Source organism: Pseudoalteromonas rhizosphaerae (genome assembly GCF_902498845.1).
GTDB classification, from domain to species: Bacteria; Pseudomonadota; Gammaproteobacteria; order Enterobacterales; family Alteromonadaceae; genus Pseudoalteromonas; species Pseudoalteromonas rhizosphaerae.
In genome coordinates, this window is sequence record NZ_CABVLM010000005.1 from 88818 (window position 1) to 103762 (window position 14945).

Sequence of the window (14945 nt, forward strand, 5' to 3'; positions counted from 1 at the left end):
AAAAAGAGTAATTCTACAACCTCAAAACGCCGCGCTCTGCGGCAATTTTGGAGCACAGCGTAAAAATTGCCCGATAGCAGCGCCTTGTTATGACTATATGGAATTAACCACAGACAAAGCATCTCCATCTGATGTATTTTTTTCAACATGTTTTTTGATAAGCGCGCGATTTGAAGACATGACTGAAGGCCATCTATGCTTCCATGCTTTATAAGCATGCCAAGAATACCCAATAATCAATCTATTACTCATAGTGTTCATTGAGCGCAATACCGCTTTCAAATAAGCTCCCTCAATAGAAGTGCCTTTAATTTCTAATATTGTGCCAAGATAAATTAGCCATCTCGCCAAATGTTCATATTGCTCCCATGCATTACTTTCAGTCGTTAACTTTCTTTTGGCATCTATAACTTCACCTATCACTTCTACTACACGCTTATTTTCTAAACTCAAACCTTCGGCTGATAACGCTGAAATTATTCGATAGAAGGAGTCTTCGAGTTTTAGATAAGCTTCTTTAAAGTGATATTTTTTATGTACAACGTTTCTAATACTATCTATTGATCTTGTGGCAATACTCTCAACTTTTGGAGTTTTTTTATTTAAATCTTCAAATAAATCAGGAATATCGATGTTATCTAACACTCTAATTCCGTAGCAGTGCGAGTAATAATCCTTAACATGCTGATCAACACGAGATCTAGACACTAAAAATATATTCGAACCAATTACGTGTGTCTTAGAAAACCCTTTATAGTCACTGATTATTGCCTTAAGATTTGTATCTCCCAGCGAATAACCCAAAATAACTACAGTATTCTCATGTAAAACCGTACTTAATTTCCTAGAAAAGTAAGAGTCACCATTTATAAATCTAAAGTAGTCCTCAGAGGTAATTACCATATTATCAGGTGAATCGATTGATCCATGTACATGATAAACTTTTACGTTTGCCGACGATCTAGGGATTGGTAATCCTGGTGCTAGAGACTGGCATTCACTTTCCCCTGTCAGCTCTTCTGCCAATTTATCATAGTTAGTTGTTACAACACGAAACTGCCTTTCAGAAAAAAATTTTGCTACTTGGCGATTTTTACCAACCAACTCGATATTCTCAATTAATTTTGCAGTTTCTTCATGTATGCTTTTATCGACAGCTGTGAGCTTTATCGAAATAACCTGTGCTATTTCTTCTAAACTGAGCGGGCTTGGTTTGTCATCTGGAAATAGCGATTCTTTTAATTCATCAGCTTCGGGTAAAAGGTCGCAAAGGTCTTCAAGTAATCCTTGCCAGCTCGGCGCACCATTTTCGGTTACGGCTTTAGAAAATCCCGTGCCTGTAAAGAAACACAACCTATTTGTCGCAGCAGCATAGGCAATTTCAAATATTTCACACTCCTGTCAACCCCGCAGCACGCGCGGATTTGTAGTGTAGGCGAAGCCGTAACGGAAAAGCCGTCGCTGTGCCTGCGATTGTTAAATGCCATTAGACTCGTCACTCAACTGGTTTTTCTTTTTTAGAATACACTGCATCGGAGTTATTTTATGCTCACTGTCACTATATGAAGAAAAGAAGCCATCAAAAACCTTGCCATTGTTTTTTAACATGAGCGATAATGCCCCACGATCTATATGATCTCTGCTACACGTTTCATAACAACCAGAAAGTATTAAATTTTTAAAAGTCCCTGAGATGGTGTAGGTGTGAACTTTGCTGGCACCACCGATCTCAATGATGCGCCCATTTATTTTGTGCCCTATTCTACAAATTTCGACTCTTACGATAATTGGTACGGAACCAATAGCTATTTTAATGTGTTTCTCTTTTTCGGGTTCTTGCTTCTCTTCTGAGTCGTCATGAAGAATAAGTTCAGCACTTACTTCTCTCTGCTCGCCCCGCTCAGTAACTGATGAAGCAGGAACAGGCTCACCTCTTTCGGCCTTTCTTTCTTTTCTAAGGCGCTCTTGAAACCTTCGCCAAGCAGCCTTTTTTGCAGCTCTATCAAGATCTTCTAGACCAAGGTAGGGTATCAGTATTCCAGACCACTCTCCCTCAATGCATACATCTTGATATAGAAGATTTTCAAACCAAGGCTCAATGTTTTTTCGCCATAAAATGGCGAAAACGAAAAGTAATAATGCTGTAATTAGACCACTGATAATACCGCTAGCCAAAGAACCAAATAGATTGGTAGAGCTGTTCGCGGTCTCATTTAAATACCACCAAAGGAATACACCGGAAACAACCAATATAAAATGCGGGAATATTCTCCAAGCCATACCCGCTACTTTTTTCAAATACTGCACATAATCTCCTTTGGCATTTAACGCCCGCATTTGGGGCCGTAGTGAAGCGCAGCGGAACGAAGGTCCAGCCCCGCAGGGGCGAACAAAATGCGCTTGTTAATTTCAGTTTAGCGGCTTTCTATCCGCGATTAATGCATCTGTTAAAGTAACCAAAAGCAGGTATACAGACTTCAATACTTCGTTGCCACCTTCACTACTTTCATCTTCTTCGATGGCGGTAAGCCAAAACCAAGGGTGGTTGCAGTTGCACTTCAACTCACTTTCATCGCCCAAACAAAATTTACCACCACAGTCCCAACACCAAATATGAAAATCCCCACAGATATCGCATTTACCAATAGTAGTAATTGATACTGGAGTAGATGGTGCTCCTATACCCATAGGCGAATCCCAAAGTACTAGACCTCGCTCTTTTCTTTCATTACAACTATCACTTATACAGTCATCCCACAGCGAGAGATCGACATTTTCTAATTCAGAGAGAGCAACAATTTTCAAATTAATATAATCTTGTGCTCTTCTTTTTGCCGCCTCACTATAGCCGTTTGGACAAACTAAAATGCCAGCTTTTGAGGAGCAGTCCATCATCATTCCATGGAAACTTTCAACGTCTTTAACATTTAGGGGACGGCTATATTTCTTGGCATCTACAATAATCCTGCGATTTCTATCGTCACCAAAGCGAGAGTCTATTAGGACATCTACCTGCCTAATCGTTTGACTTAAACAACCTTTGATTTTGGCATTTGGGATGACCGTGACATCTTGAGATTGATAGTCCTCAGAGCAAAGTTCGGCTATGAAACGCTCATACTTCTTCCAGTCAGTCATGGTCACCTTTGAAAATTAACAATTTTATAGTGCGCGAAGGGCGGATCTTTCTGCTCCGACCACACTCATATGTATACTTTACACAGTTTTAACAAATTAGCTAAGATATTACTATCACTAAGTTTTCTATTATCTTTAAGTAGTTCTAAATGGAACAATATACGCGCGTCGCTCATATCCTTGAATATGTGCGCAAACAACAGGTTAACCACTTAATTAGCTGTTACTTTTTCGGCAAACGCATTCGTGCAACCGTATTATCAGATAAAACATAATGGTGGAATAAGGCGGCGGCGGCATGTAATCCAATCAAGTAATAGCCAACTTCCCCAGCAGTTTCATGCAGCTCTTTGATGGTTTTAGCCAAGTCTAAATCTTTACTGGCCAATGGCGGTAGCTCTAGACCAAAAAACGGAATTGGTTTGCCTGCCGTGCTCAAAATTAACCATCCCGCAATAGGCATAGCAAACATGAACCCATACAAAATAACATGCACTAGTTTGGCCAGGTTATTTTGCCATTTAGCTGGTTCTGGTTTTATATCAGGAGCTGAGCCACCCACAACGCGAGCAATTAGCCTAACGCTTACTAAAGCTAAAACCGATAAACCAAGCATAAAATGCCACATTTTAAAGGCATCTCGGGTTGTAGTCCCTTTGTCGAATAATTCGCGCAGTTCAATGCTTGCGTAAACAGCGACAATCAATATGAACATCAGCCAATGCAAAGCAATGGAGAGTGTATTGTAATTAGTTGTTGTATTTTTTAAATTCATAGTGCCCCTCGAAAAATGAAACGTCTCAACCTAGCTCTTATGTTTTGAGAGCTTGAAGAGGTAACCTCTACCCTTGTACGTATTAAATACTCCACATACAGTAACCTATCGTTACTAAGTATTTAGTGATCTAAAACATAAAATTTGTATTTCAAAAATCATGTTTAAATATGGTTGGTTAAGCGTAAACAGTAAAACTTAAAATAAACTTAAGTGATTGGCATAACAAAATAACAACCGTTGGTTACCTTTCGATAAGTATTTGCTAGTTAAACTAATAATTGAAAAGAAATTGAATTTACAACGTTTTTTACACTGTGGCTTTTGAATCAAACAATGCCAGTTCGAATCATGGCCAGCTTTTCAATACCGTGATCGGGCGTCCATCTTTTAAACTCAACAAAGTCATGCTTTTTATATAACTTAATAGCGGGCTCGTTAACTACTGCGGTTTCAACTATCGCTGTTGATGCTGTTTCAATAAAGTTAGTTAACGCATAGCGGATTAACTTATCGGCGATGCCTTTTCTAAAATGCTTTGGGTCAACCGTTAAGCTATTAATTTCTAATCGCTCATTGATAATTACCAGTTCAATAACCCCTGCAAGCTGAGTATCGTCATAAAATCCATAAAAAAGCGTTTGCGAATTGTGTATATCATTAACAGTGCGCGATAAAGGCGGAAAATTCTGCGTACCTATTAATTCAGCTTCTATTTTATAAGAGCGTTGAAAGGTGGTGTAAATTTGCTTTGCGACTGCCTCATTTGCATTATCTAACTTCGCAATCATCTTTTAACGCCTCTGTATTCGATATTTAATCGCTTAGATTATAGTGGGAGTAAACTAGCAATATTATAGTTATCAACCGTTCCGTTTAGCTTGTTTTTCTCGAAGATTATTGTTATTAAAAATGACCAGCGCTCACATAACTAGCTCAAATTTGACCTAACTAAAACTGAACATCAGCTGCTTCAAGAAAATAAAGCAATGTGTTTACTCATAACAAGCACTTCAACACCACGATTGCTAACCAGCTCAATAGGTGACCAACCAAGTTGCTTATAAAGGCCACCATCTAACTTTTCAGTCTGTAGGTGTATATCAATCACACCGAGCGAAGCCGCTAAAGATTCAAGGTGATTAACTAATGCAGAGGCCACTCCTTTTCCTCGGTATTCATTAGTAACATACACCCCGCCTAACCAATGCTCTTTATCTGGATAAATAGTCACTTCATGGTAACGTAAGTGTGCGACTCCCAATACATCGTCCCCCTCGACAGCCATGATAACTAAAGGAATACTATCGCGGTTTAAGTAATCATTTAGCTTATTATCAAACAATTCGACAGAAGAGTCTTCTATCAGGTGCCCCCACTGCTGAAAATACCACTTTGCTATAACGGGTTTCATGGCAGCCCTATCGGCAAGGAATACAAAATCCAACCAAACGCCCTCCTTTACAAATTTCAAATATTGAGTTAACAACTGCTGCAACTCTAATTGATGCAGCTCTTTGTAGAATCAACTTCTCCCTAACGTTCGCTCAATGCAATTTTACCAGCTAAACCAATTAGCAATACTCCTGATACTCCTTCCAATATTCGCGTGTATCTACCTGCGTTAGGTCGATTGAACAACCAACTTCCAACAGTTGCATACAGTACGTTGCAGAGGGTTGCTAACACACTAAAAACTAATCCTAAAATCAGTAATTGCGAGGCTGCTGAGCCAGTGGATGTATTTATAAATTGCGGGAGAAATGAGAGAAAGAACAAAGCAACTTTAGGGTTCAAAACACTGACCACAACCCCCTGCATAAAAATATTTCCTTTCGTATCCTTACTTTCACTAACGACTACCCGACTATTCCCTTTGTACATGGAAATAAGTGCTTGAACACCTAAATAAACTAAATAAAGAGCACCAAGCCATTTAACGATACTAAAAGCTAAAGCTGAACTTAAAATAATGGCTGATAATCCCACACAGGCCGCTAATGTATGAAAAAAGTAACCAACCCCCAAGCCAAGCGCAGCTTTCATGCCACTGACCATCTTACCTTTCATGGTATTTGATACGATGTAGATAACATCAGGCCCCGGTATTAAATTGATAGTCAGACAAGCAATAACAAATAACATCATTGAATTAAATTCCATTAACTTTCTCCATTTTTACTATTAAGGCTTAATATTAGGTTTTTTATACACATTGCTAGCTTTGCAATGTAGATACAAGTGGTTAATTGTCTATTTTCTAAACTCAACACACAGCCATGTTTTTAAAACCATAAAAAGTGTTGTTGAGTTTTTTATATTATTAACTTTACAAGATAAACAAAGAGAATTAAACATACCTATTAGTGGTACGGTTGATTTATTTGGAATATATTGATAAATGCTGTTTATTTTCATCACTTGTAAATAGAGCAAGCTACTCTGCTTTTTTAATAGCTCAAAATTCACCTGCATTCCTAATCTATCGCAAAAACGACTAATCCAACACATTACAGCAGATATTTGAACTGCAAGAATAGAGCGACTATGCCGTAAACTAATTTACATGACCTAGCTGTAATACGCTGTAATATGTCTTTTGTGGTGGTCATTCTACACTTTCACTCGGTTACTGAGTAACCATATAACAGTGTGAATGCAATCTACAAAAGGAACAAGAAAATGTCTGATGAAAGCTTATATCTCGTTAAATTACAATTTCAATCTGGTGTTGTTGGTGGTGGCTCTATGGAAATTCAGTTTGCTGTAGATCCAAAAACAGGTTCATTAAATGGTCGAGCGAATGGCAGCATCCAAGAAGGAACGCAGCATTCACCTCATTTCACCGCTAGCGCATCGGGCCATATGCATGCAACTGGCTATAATGATGTAACTAAAGTTGGCGCGCTAACAGGTCAAGCAGTGGTGTCTTTTCCACCACCTGCAATTGGTAGTTACCAGTCACCTTTTACGGCAAGCTTTGGCGTTGATAATCAATGGAATGGCAAAGGCAGCTTTTCTGTGGGTGAGAATACTTACCAATGTAAAGTGAGTCTAATCGACTAAGCTGATTAAAAATAGTTTTTCTATAAAATGGCATTCAATCCAGTTGAATGTCATTTAATAATTCACCAAGCATCGTCATTACTACCCTTCTTCAAGCTCTCGCCAAAGCTTATGGCTTAGCACTTTATTTCAGGCATAAAAAACCGACCAATTTGGTCCGCTTCACGTTTTTAAAAACGTTGAAAAACAGTGTCGACTTGCTTTGCTATGATTTAATTAGGATTGCCTAACTTTTTTATCATTTTTTTAAGCCTTTGCATTCATATAACTAGGTTTAGTAGCAAAACTTCAATAGAAGAATCTTCAACAAAGCGCTTAATGACTTAAAGCATTTCCTTCTTAACTTTACCTACGTTTGGTCCATTCAAGTTAACCATCTGATATAATCGCATAAAATATTAAGGAAAATTAGTGATGAAACTAAAAACAACAGCTGTCTGTCTTTTAACCTTACTACTTTCTGCCTGTGGTGGGGGAAGTAGTTCTGAAGAACAACAAGAAGCACCAAATAACAAACCTACTATAGCGGGTGAGTTCAGTTTTGAACTCGCTGCGGGATCTAGTTTAGAACATGCACTTACTGTAAGCGATAAAGACAACGACACAGTAACTGTTTCTATAATAAACAAACCTGATTGGCTAAGCTATGAACTAAGTGAAAATACACTAACGCTCAGTGCTTCGCCTACTCTTTTTGACATAGCTGAACATCAAGTCGACCTATCAATTAGTGATGGTAAAGAGTCGAACCAGTTTAACCTAAGTATTGACGTTCACTATGATGCCGTTAACTTTCCTGGCGAAGCAATTACACTTGCAGATGAAGAATTAATCGGCACGTGGACTACAGCAGACTCAAGCTCACTATTTCATTTTTCAGCTGACCAAACAGGTTTTGCAAAAATTGACAGTGACAACTTTCTGTTTAACTGGAATAACCCAGATGATGTTGAACTGCATACTCAAGAGTTTGAATGCATTGAAAATTGCATGCGTTCAAAGTTTATACCTCTCGAGATTTTAGCTAAGAAAGCTAATTCTATCCTAGCTAAAAAGTACACAAGTGAAACCGAATTCACTTGGCTTACCCTGATTAAGGGCGAGAAAAAAGCGCTTAGTTTTGATACTTATAGCGATCAACGCCAAGAGCAAACACTTAGACTAAGCCAACTAGGTAATGAAGAAGGCGTCAAATATACTTTCTTTGCCAATGTAGCGATTAAAGCAGAAGGTTACACTCAGTTGGCTGGATTTCACGAGAATGCAATTCTAACCAACGGTGTATATCAATTTATTGAGCCTGAAGAGAAAGGTAATAGTATATTTAGGCAAGACTATACAAAAACGTTTCAAAATACTGATGGCTCATATCAACAAATCAGTTTTTCTGTTCAATTAAAACAAGCCGAACTCATTGCAAGCTTAGATGATTTTGCTGTTTTTGAAGTCACCTATCACTTTATCCCTCAAACATCTCAAGATACGGCTAATTGGCCTGAGCTTGGAAAAGAGCTTGTTGATCGCAAAACCTATAAAGTATTTAGAGGTGTTGCAGAAGCGTCAGTTCCTGAATTTTCAGCGGGTGATGTGTTATTCGGCTTATCTCCATTGTATTCAAGTGTGCAATTAGCTGATGGCAGTTCCTTTTCAATAATCAATGCACCTATCACGGTTGATTCAGAAACGTCAGGACATTACTCAGTGAAAAACACACTTACTGGTGAACAGTTCACTTATGAGGTTACTTTAAACAACTTGGGGGGGACTTTAGAATTCACCATTGGTACTGAAACCAGAAATGTACGCTATGTAAAACTCTACGATAATCGCATTGCTACTATAGACGATTTTTACTCCAGCAAAAAACAATCAAGCTACTCTTACGCTAATCTAGCCCAAGCAGATACTACCTATAATGCGACTCAAGAAGATTATATGAAAACCTTCTATGTTAACGATTTAAACTTGTTAAATAACAACAAACATGCCGTTATAGAGCCTCACGATAACGGTACAGCCATTGTTTATAGCGGTGGTATTTTTGGCCCTAATGGCCGTTGGCAGTTTGAAGAAGACAATAGCATGAGCTTCATAACTCCTTGTAGTCAAGATGAAACAATAAGCAGTTGTATCGATAATTCTGAAGAAGTTGATGTGATCAACTACAAACTTTTCAAAAAGGAAAAAGCCGGCTATTGGTTTTTAAGGTCTCATAGCAACCAAGACAAATACTCAGATGGAAAAATAGCCCAATCAGTAACGCAAAGTATTCAATTCTTAAAACTATGCGATAGCGTCTGTATATACAGAAGTAATTAACTAAAAATCAAACGATTAATGCAGATTATACGGTATTAATCGTTTGCCACATCATATGGCTATAAACTAAAAACTGACCACTGACGACTTTATTTCAGGCATAAAAAAACCCCGACCAATGTGGTCAGGGTTATTAAAAGTGGTACCAGCGGCCGGACTTGAACCGGCACGCCTTGCGGCAGGGGATTTTGAATCCCCCATGTATACCAATTTCATCACGCTGGCATCATTTTTCTTTAACCTTCTAACATGAGAAGATAAAGAAAAACCACTTTAGAGCTAGGACTTATCAAGCTGTCTTTGTCTCTATGCCATGCATTATACAAACAATAAGAGGAGCAGCAAGCGTTTTTTACAAAACCACGATCAACCGCTTAACAATTGAGCAACCATTAACATTCACTCATAAAAGCTACTAACTGTGCGGCTAGTATTTGTCTCGCTATTTGCTAAACTAGCGCGCATATTAACTTTGTGAGTTTGTTTATGTCTGCTGAATTTCCGCGTGCGAGCTTTTGGCGTCGCTTTGCCTCTTTAATTTACGACTCTTTAGTTGTGATTTCGCTATCTATGCTTACTGCCATACTTTACTTTGCAGCCATTCAGGGGTTAATTGGCTTAGATCTAATTGCGCAGACAGAAGATCCGGCCGCCTTAATTCAGGACTCTCCATTGCTGTACGGTATTCGCAGTACATTATTCGTTGGTGTAAATATTATATTTTTTGTCTATTTTTGGACTAAGAGTGGCCAAACGATTGGTATGCGCGCATGGCGTTTAAAAGTACAAACTCGCGATGGTAAGCTAATTAGCTGGCCACAAGCCGTTATTCGCAGCGTAACCGCATTACTTGGCTTAGGTAATTTAGTGGTATTAGTTGATTTTAAAAACAAACGAGCGCTGCAAGATTACCTGTCTAAAACCGAGGTTGTTGCGCTAACAAAAGAAGAAAACAAACGAATTTATCGTTCTTTAAATTAGCTATGAGGAGCTAGGCTGCTAGCTCCCCGTTATCAATTTCGCTTATTAAGCAAGTAAGTCGCAAAACCTATAAATATTATGCTTGGTAAAGTCGCCCCGATTATCGCAGGGATTTGATACACCATCACCACAGGACCAAATATTTCATTGGTTAGGTGAAATGCAATACCGGTTACTACACCCATTATAATCCGCGCGCCCATCGTCACTGTACGCAGTGGGCCAAATATAAACGACAGCGCCACTAATAACATCACCGCTATCGATACTGGCTGCATAATCTTACGCCATAAAGCAAGCTCGTAGGTGCTAGTATCTTGCTCATTTTGTTTCAAATAACCTAAATATGACCACAACCCTGTAAATGACAGAGACTCTGGTTTTACCGATACGACACCCAGCTTTTCAGCTGTAAGTTGTGATTCGTAAAACTCTTCTTTTTGCTGCTGTGTGCTGATCAACTCTTCACTGAGTTGCACTTTATTTACATCTCGAAGTAACCAACCGTCTTTACGGCCTACCGCTTCGCGGGCTTTGGTAATTTGTGTAAGTTGTAGTGAACTATCAAAATGATACATGTTCACGCCATGTAATACGCCGTTTTGGTCAACATCTTCTATATTAATAAAGTTATTGCCATCTTTGGCCCATACACCTTGCTGGGCGTTAAATACATCACCACCATGTATTGCTTGATTACGCATTTCTTTCGCTTTAAGTTGTGTCGCTGGTGCGCCCCACTCGCCTAATGCCATCATACAAAGCGCCATAAATATTGCGGTTTTCATTACTGAGAGAATAATTTGCAAACGCGACATACCGGCGGCTTGCATCACCACCAGTTCACTATTTGATGCAAGTGCCCCAAGCCCCGTTAAGCCACCAATTAAAGCGGCCATTGGGAAGAACACCACAAGATCATCAGGCATGCTATATAAGGTATATAGCAAAGCAGTTCCAATATCGTAGCTACCGCGACCGACTGATTTAAGCTGCTCAATAAATTTAATCAGGGTACTGATCCCAACTAAGACCATCAAAGCAAAACCGGTGGTTTGTAAAACACTGCGGCCTAAATACCAATCAAGTGTTTTCATCATGCGCCTAACTCCCGCTTAGTTAATACTGCTTTTAACCATGCGCCGAGCGGTCGCCCTTTGATAATCAAAAAGCCGCCAATAAATAAAGCACTTAAATGGATCCACCACAGGCCAATTGAAGGCGGAATTTTACCATCCTCAATCGCAAACTTTGCAGCATTCAATAAGATGAAATAACCTAAATACAAGCTGATGGCAGGCACTAATTTGGCAAACTTACCTTGGCGCGGATTAACGACACTCAGCGGTACTGCTAATAAAGTAAGTAGTGGAATAGAAAGCGGTATAGCAAGACGCCACTGCCACTGAGCAATAGCATCTGTCGTTTTCATCGCAAACAGATCTATGGTCGGCACAGCTTCAAGTTTACGGCGTTGATGTTCTATTTCTTGCTCACGAATTTGTACGCTATAGCCATCAAATTCGGTTAAATTTAGCGCAGGGGTTTTGCCGTCGGTTTCGTAACGCTTACCGTCACTGAGCACCAATTGCTGCTCACCGCTTTCTTGCTCGATCACTACACCCCGCTGCGCATATACTAACCGTGCGAGATTATCTTTTTCGCTGTCTGGTAGTTGCGCTACAAATACTTTGTGTAGTTCTTTGCCGCCTTTTTCGATGTTATGAATAAACACCACCGCTTTTTCGTTACCTGTTTGTTGAAAGCGCCCAGCCCGCAGCGCTGATAACCCGGCATCCGCTTTGGCTTGTTCTTTCAATTGATATTCTTGCTCACTCGCCCATGGGGCTATATATAAAGTCAGTACTCCTGCCAATAGCGCCAATACCACACTAGAAACTAAGGTTACACGCACTACGTACCATTCACTAACACCACAGGCTTTGAGAACGGTCATTTCACTGTCGGCATAAATGCGACTATAGGCGAGAATAATCCCTAAAAAGATACTTAGCGGTAATATTAATGATGCCAATTGCGGTAACTTTAGTGCAATCATTGACAGCACTAACTTAGCAGGAATGCCGCCTTCAGAGGCGTCGCCAAGAATAACGACAAACTTTTGCGACAAAAAAATTGTCATCAAAGTTAAAAATACGGCGACCTGAGACTTTAAAACTTCAGTGGTCAAATAACGGAAAATTAGCAATGATCGCCCCTGTTAAACATGATGTTTTACTTCAAGAGTAAGAAAATTTGAGTAAACTTAGGGTTTTATTATATGTCATCAACATTAAATATCATACCTAGCAACTCGATATATTGTCGCATTAGTGGTATTGATGGCTACAAAAGTATAAAGTTCAAATACACATAATGAGTCAGCGTTTATAAGCTAATATTAAGCTAGTATCTGGATTTTTATTTTATTACCCTTATTTAAGGGTTAAATGACTCAAAATTAGGAGTGACAATGGAATTTAGCGTAAAAAGTGGTAGTCCTGAAAAGCAACGTAGCGCATGTATTGTAGTTGGCGTTTATGAGCCACGTCGTTTATCCCCCATTGGTGAACAACTCGATAAAATCAGTGATGGTTATATCTCTAATTTATTGCGTCGCGGCGACCTTGAAGGCAAGCCGGGACAAGTGCTATTATTGCATCATGTACCCAATGTGTTAAGTGAACGCATACTATTGGTCGGCTGTGGTAAAGAGCGCGAGCTAGACGACAAACAATACAAACAAATTATTTCAAAAACTATCAATACCCTAAATGAAACTGGGTCGATGGAAGCGGTATGCTTTTTAACTGAGCAACATGTTAAAAGTCGCGACACCTACTGGAAAGTACGCCAAGCGGTCGAAACCACCCAAGACTGTTTGTATACCTTTAACCAATTAAAAAGCAAAAAAAGTGACCCGCGTCGCCCGCTGCGTAAAATTGTGTTTAACGTACCAACTCGCCGCGAACTTACCATTGGTGAAAGCGCCATTGAACATGGCCTAGCGATTGCTGCAGGTAGTAAGTTATGTAAAGACGTAGCGAACATGCCGCCAAACATCTGTAATCCTGCATATTTAGGTGAACAAGCGCAAGAACTTGCAGCTAACTTTGACAACGTTACGGTTGATATAATTGGCGAAGATAAAATGGCAGAGTTAGGTATGAATTCATACTTAGCAGTTGGTCGTGGTAGTGATAACGAATCTATTATGTCGGTAATTAACTACCAAGGCGGCGCGAAAGATCAAGCCCCAATAGTGCTAGTTGGTAAAGGTTTAACCTTTGACTCAGGTGGTATTTCACTCAAACCAGGCGAAGCCATGGATGAAATGAAATACGACATGGGCGGTGCAGCCGGTGTTATTGGCGCAATGCGTGCTTTGGTGCAAATGCAATTACCGATTAACGTAATTGGTGTACTCGCAGGTTGTGAAAACATGCCAAGCTCGAATGCTTATCGTCCGGGTGATATTTTGACCACTATGTCAGGGCAAACAGTTGAAGTACTAAATACCGACGCTGAAGGCCGCTTAGTATTATGTGATGCACTCACTTATGTTGAGCGCTTTGAACCTGAAACCGTGATTGATGTCGCTACTTTAACTGGCGCTTGTATTGTTGCCCTTGGCGCTCATGCAACGGGGTTATTATCTAACCACAACCCACTGGCACATGACTTGTTAAAAGCATCTGAGCAAAGTGGCGACCGTGCGTGGCAGTTGCCACTGTGGGATGATTATCAAGATCAACTAGAAAGCCCATTTGCTGATTTTACTAACTTAGGCGGCCGCTCTGCGGGAACGATAACAGCTGCATGCTTCTTATCTAAGTTTACTAAAAAGTATAACTGGGCCCATTTAGATATCGCAGGCACTGCTTGGCGCAGTGGTAAAAACAAAGGCGCAACAGGTAGACCGGTGCCGATGCTTACGCAATATTTACTAAACCGTGCCGGTGTAAGCGAAACCAGCCAAGATTAAACCCCGCGTTTAACAATACATTGTAAATTTAAATAAGGCGCTTTTTAGCGCCTTATTTATTCCCCACTTATTAACGTATAAATTAGCGTATTAATTGAAGCAAAACGCGTTATATGGCAAAATCCCTGCTTTGATTTAAGTATTATTTTCAATACTGTGGGAAGCCCCGATACAATGAGCATGAACGCCCAGTTTTTCGTTCTAAAGCAACAAGATGAGTCATTAGCCAAGGCTGATGATCACTTTAGCTTAGCGGCTGATATTGCTGCTGAACAGTATCGTCTTGGTCATCGTATCTTTATTTACGTTGATGATCTTGAAATTGCCCATGCCATTGATGAAACTATTTGGTCATTCGACCCCGACAGTTTTGTGCCTCACAATCTCCAAGGTGAAGGTCCAAAAGGTGGTGCGCCCGTTGAAATAGGTACTACCCCGCCAGTCGGTAATCGTAAAGTTTTAATTAACTTGGCTGCACAATTGCCGGACTTTATTCGTCGGTTTAACCAAGTTTTTGATTTTGTGCCCGTTGAAGCCACTGCTAAACAAGCTGCCCGTGAGCGCTTTAAAAAGCTACGCCAACTCGGTGCTAATATCACCACGCAAGATATTAATAGCTAACATACCTTTTGTATAAATAGCTAACTAACTCATTTAAGTACTTATTTAAGGTTCTGTGTA

14 protein-coding genes and 1 tRNA gene are annotated in these 14945 nt (G+C 39.7%); 5 read left to right on the forward strand and 10 right to left on the reverse strand.

Annotated elements, in window-relative coordinates:
• Window positions 1-93: 93 nt before the first annotated feature.
• From PSR9079_RS09205 to PSR9079_RS09235, 7 genes are all read right to left on the reverse strand, one after another.
• Entirely contained in the window at window positions 94-1353 is a 1260-nt protein-coding gene (locus tag PSR9079_RS09205; protein WP_246175523.1) for an SIR2 family protein, read from the reverse strand.
• A 123-nt stretch (window positions 1354-1476) separates the two neighbouring features.
• Window positions 1477-2307, reverse strand: coding sequence for a hypothetical protein (locus PSR9079_RS09210; protein WP_149981247.1), 831 nt, complete (start codon window positions 2305-2307; stop codon window positions 1477-1479).
• Window positions 2308-2409: 102 nt separating this feature from the next.
• Window positions 2410-3138, reverse strand: a complete 729-nt coding sequence (locus tag PSR9079_RS09215) for a restriction endonuclease (RefSeq protein ID WP_149981248.1) — start codon at window positions 3136-3138, stop codon at window positions 2410-2412.
• A gap of 223 nt (window positions 3139-3361) precedes the next feature.
• A complete protein-coding gene (locus tag PSR9079_RS09220) occupies window positions 3362-3913 on the reverse strand; it encodes a cytochrome b (protein ID WP_149981249.1) in 552 nt (183 codons plus the stop codon).
• Window positions 3914-4242: 329 nt separating this feature from the next.
• Window positions 4243-4704, reverse strand: coding sequence for a GNAT family N-acetyltransferase (locus PSR9079_RS09225; protein ID WP_145235007.1), 462 nt, complete (start codon window positions 4702-4704; stop codon window positions 4243-4245).
• A 182-nt stretch (window positions 4705-4886) separates the two neighbouring features.
• Window positions 4887-5327, reverse strand: a complete 441-nt coding sequence (locus PSR9079_RS09230; RefSeq protein WP_179959163.1) for a GNAT family N-acetyltransferase — start codon at window positions 5325-5327, stop codon at window positions 4887-4889.
• 122 nt (window positions 5328-5449) lie between these two features.
• Complete coding sequence (locus PSR9079_RS09235) at window positions 5450-6076, reverse strand: LysE family translocator (protein WP_149981251.1); 627 nt, start codon at window positions 6074-6076, stop codon at window positions 5450-5452.
• Between the two features lie 519 nt (window positions 6077-6595).
• On the opposite strand from PSR9079_RS09235, the gene PSR9079_RS09240 reads away from it, so the two are divergent.
• Together PSR9079_RS09240 and PSR9079_RS09245 are read left to right on the forward strand one after the other, a co-directional pair.
• Entirely contained in the window at window positions 6596-6979 is a 384-nt protein-coding gene (locus PSR9079_RS09240) for a DUF1842 domain-containing protein (RefSeq protein WP_149981252.1), read from the forward strand.
• 414 nt (window positions 6980-7393) lie between these two features.
• The gene (locus PSR9079_RS09245; protein ID WP_149981253.1) at window positions 7394-9298 is read left to right on the forward strand and encodes a hypothetical protein; all 1905 of its coding nucleotides are present in this window, start codon (window positions 7394-7396) and stop codon (window positions 9296-9298) included.
• A 140-nt stretch (window positions 9299-9438) separates the two neighbouring features.
• Here PSR9079_RS09245 and PSR9079_RS09250 read toward each other — a convergent pair.
• Window positions 9439-9523, reverse strand: a tRNA-Leu gene (locus PSR9079_RS09250).
• A 261-nt stretch (window positions 9524-9784) separates the two neighbouring features.
• Here PSR9079_RS09250 and PSR9079_RS09255 point away from each other — a divergent pair.
• Window positions 9785-10279 carry an RDD family protein gene (locus PSR9079_RS09255; protein WP_149981254.1) on the forward strand — a complete coding sequence of 165 codons (495 nt, stop codon included), beginning with the start codon at window positions 9785-9787 and terminating at the stop codon, window positions 10277-10279.
• 32 nt (window positions 10280-10311) lie between these two features.
• On the opposite strand, the gene lptG is transcribed toward PSR9079_RS09255, so the two are convergent.
• Window positions 10312-11379: an LPS export ABC transporter permease LptG gene (lptG, locus tag PSR9079_RS09260; protein WP_149981255.1), complete on the reverse strand. Its 1068-nt coding sequence runs from the start codon at window positions 11377-11379 to the stop codon at window positions 10312-10314.
• Entirely contained in the window at window positions 11376-12488 is a 1113-nt protein-coding gene (gene lptF / locus PSR9079_RS09265) for an LPS export ABC transporter permease LptF (RefSeq protein ID WP_149981256.1), read from the reverse strand. Before lptF ends, lptG begins: the two co-directional genes overlap by 4 nt.
• A 264-nt stretch (window positions 12489-12752) precedes the next feature.
• Here lptF and pepA point away from each other — a divergent pair, with 264 nt between their 5' ends.
• Together pepA and PSR9079_RS09275 are read left to right on the forward strand one after the other, a co-directional pair.
• Window positions 12753-14264, forward strand: a complete 1512-nt coding sequence (pepA, locus tag PSR9079_RS09270) for a leucyl aminopeptidase (protein WP_145234985.1) — start codon at window positions 12753-12755, stop codon at window positions 14262-14264.
• Between the two features lie 174 nt (window positions 14265-14438).
• Entirely contained in the window at window positions 14439-14885 is a 447-nt protein-coding gene (locus tag PSR9079_RS09275; protein WP_145234983.1) for a DNA polymerase III subunit chi, read from the forward strand.
• Window positions 14886-14945 lie beyond the last annotated feature (60 nt).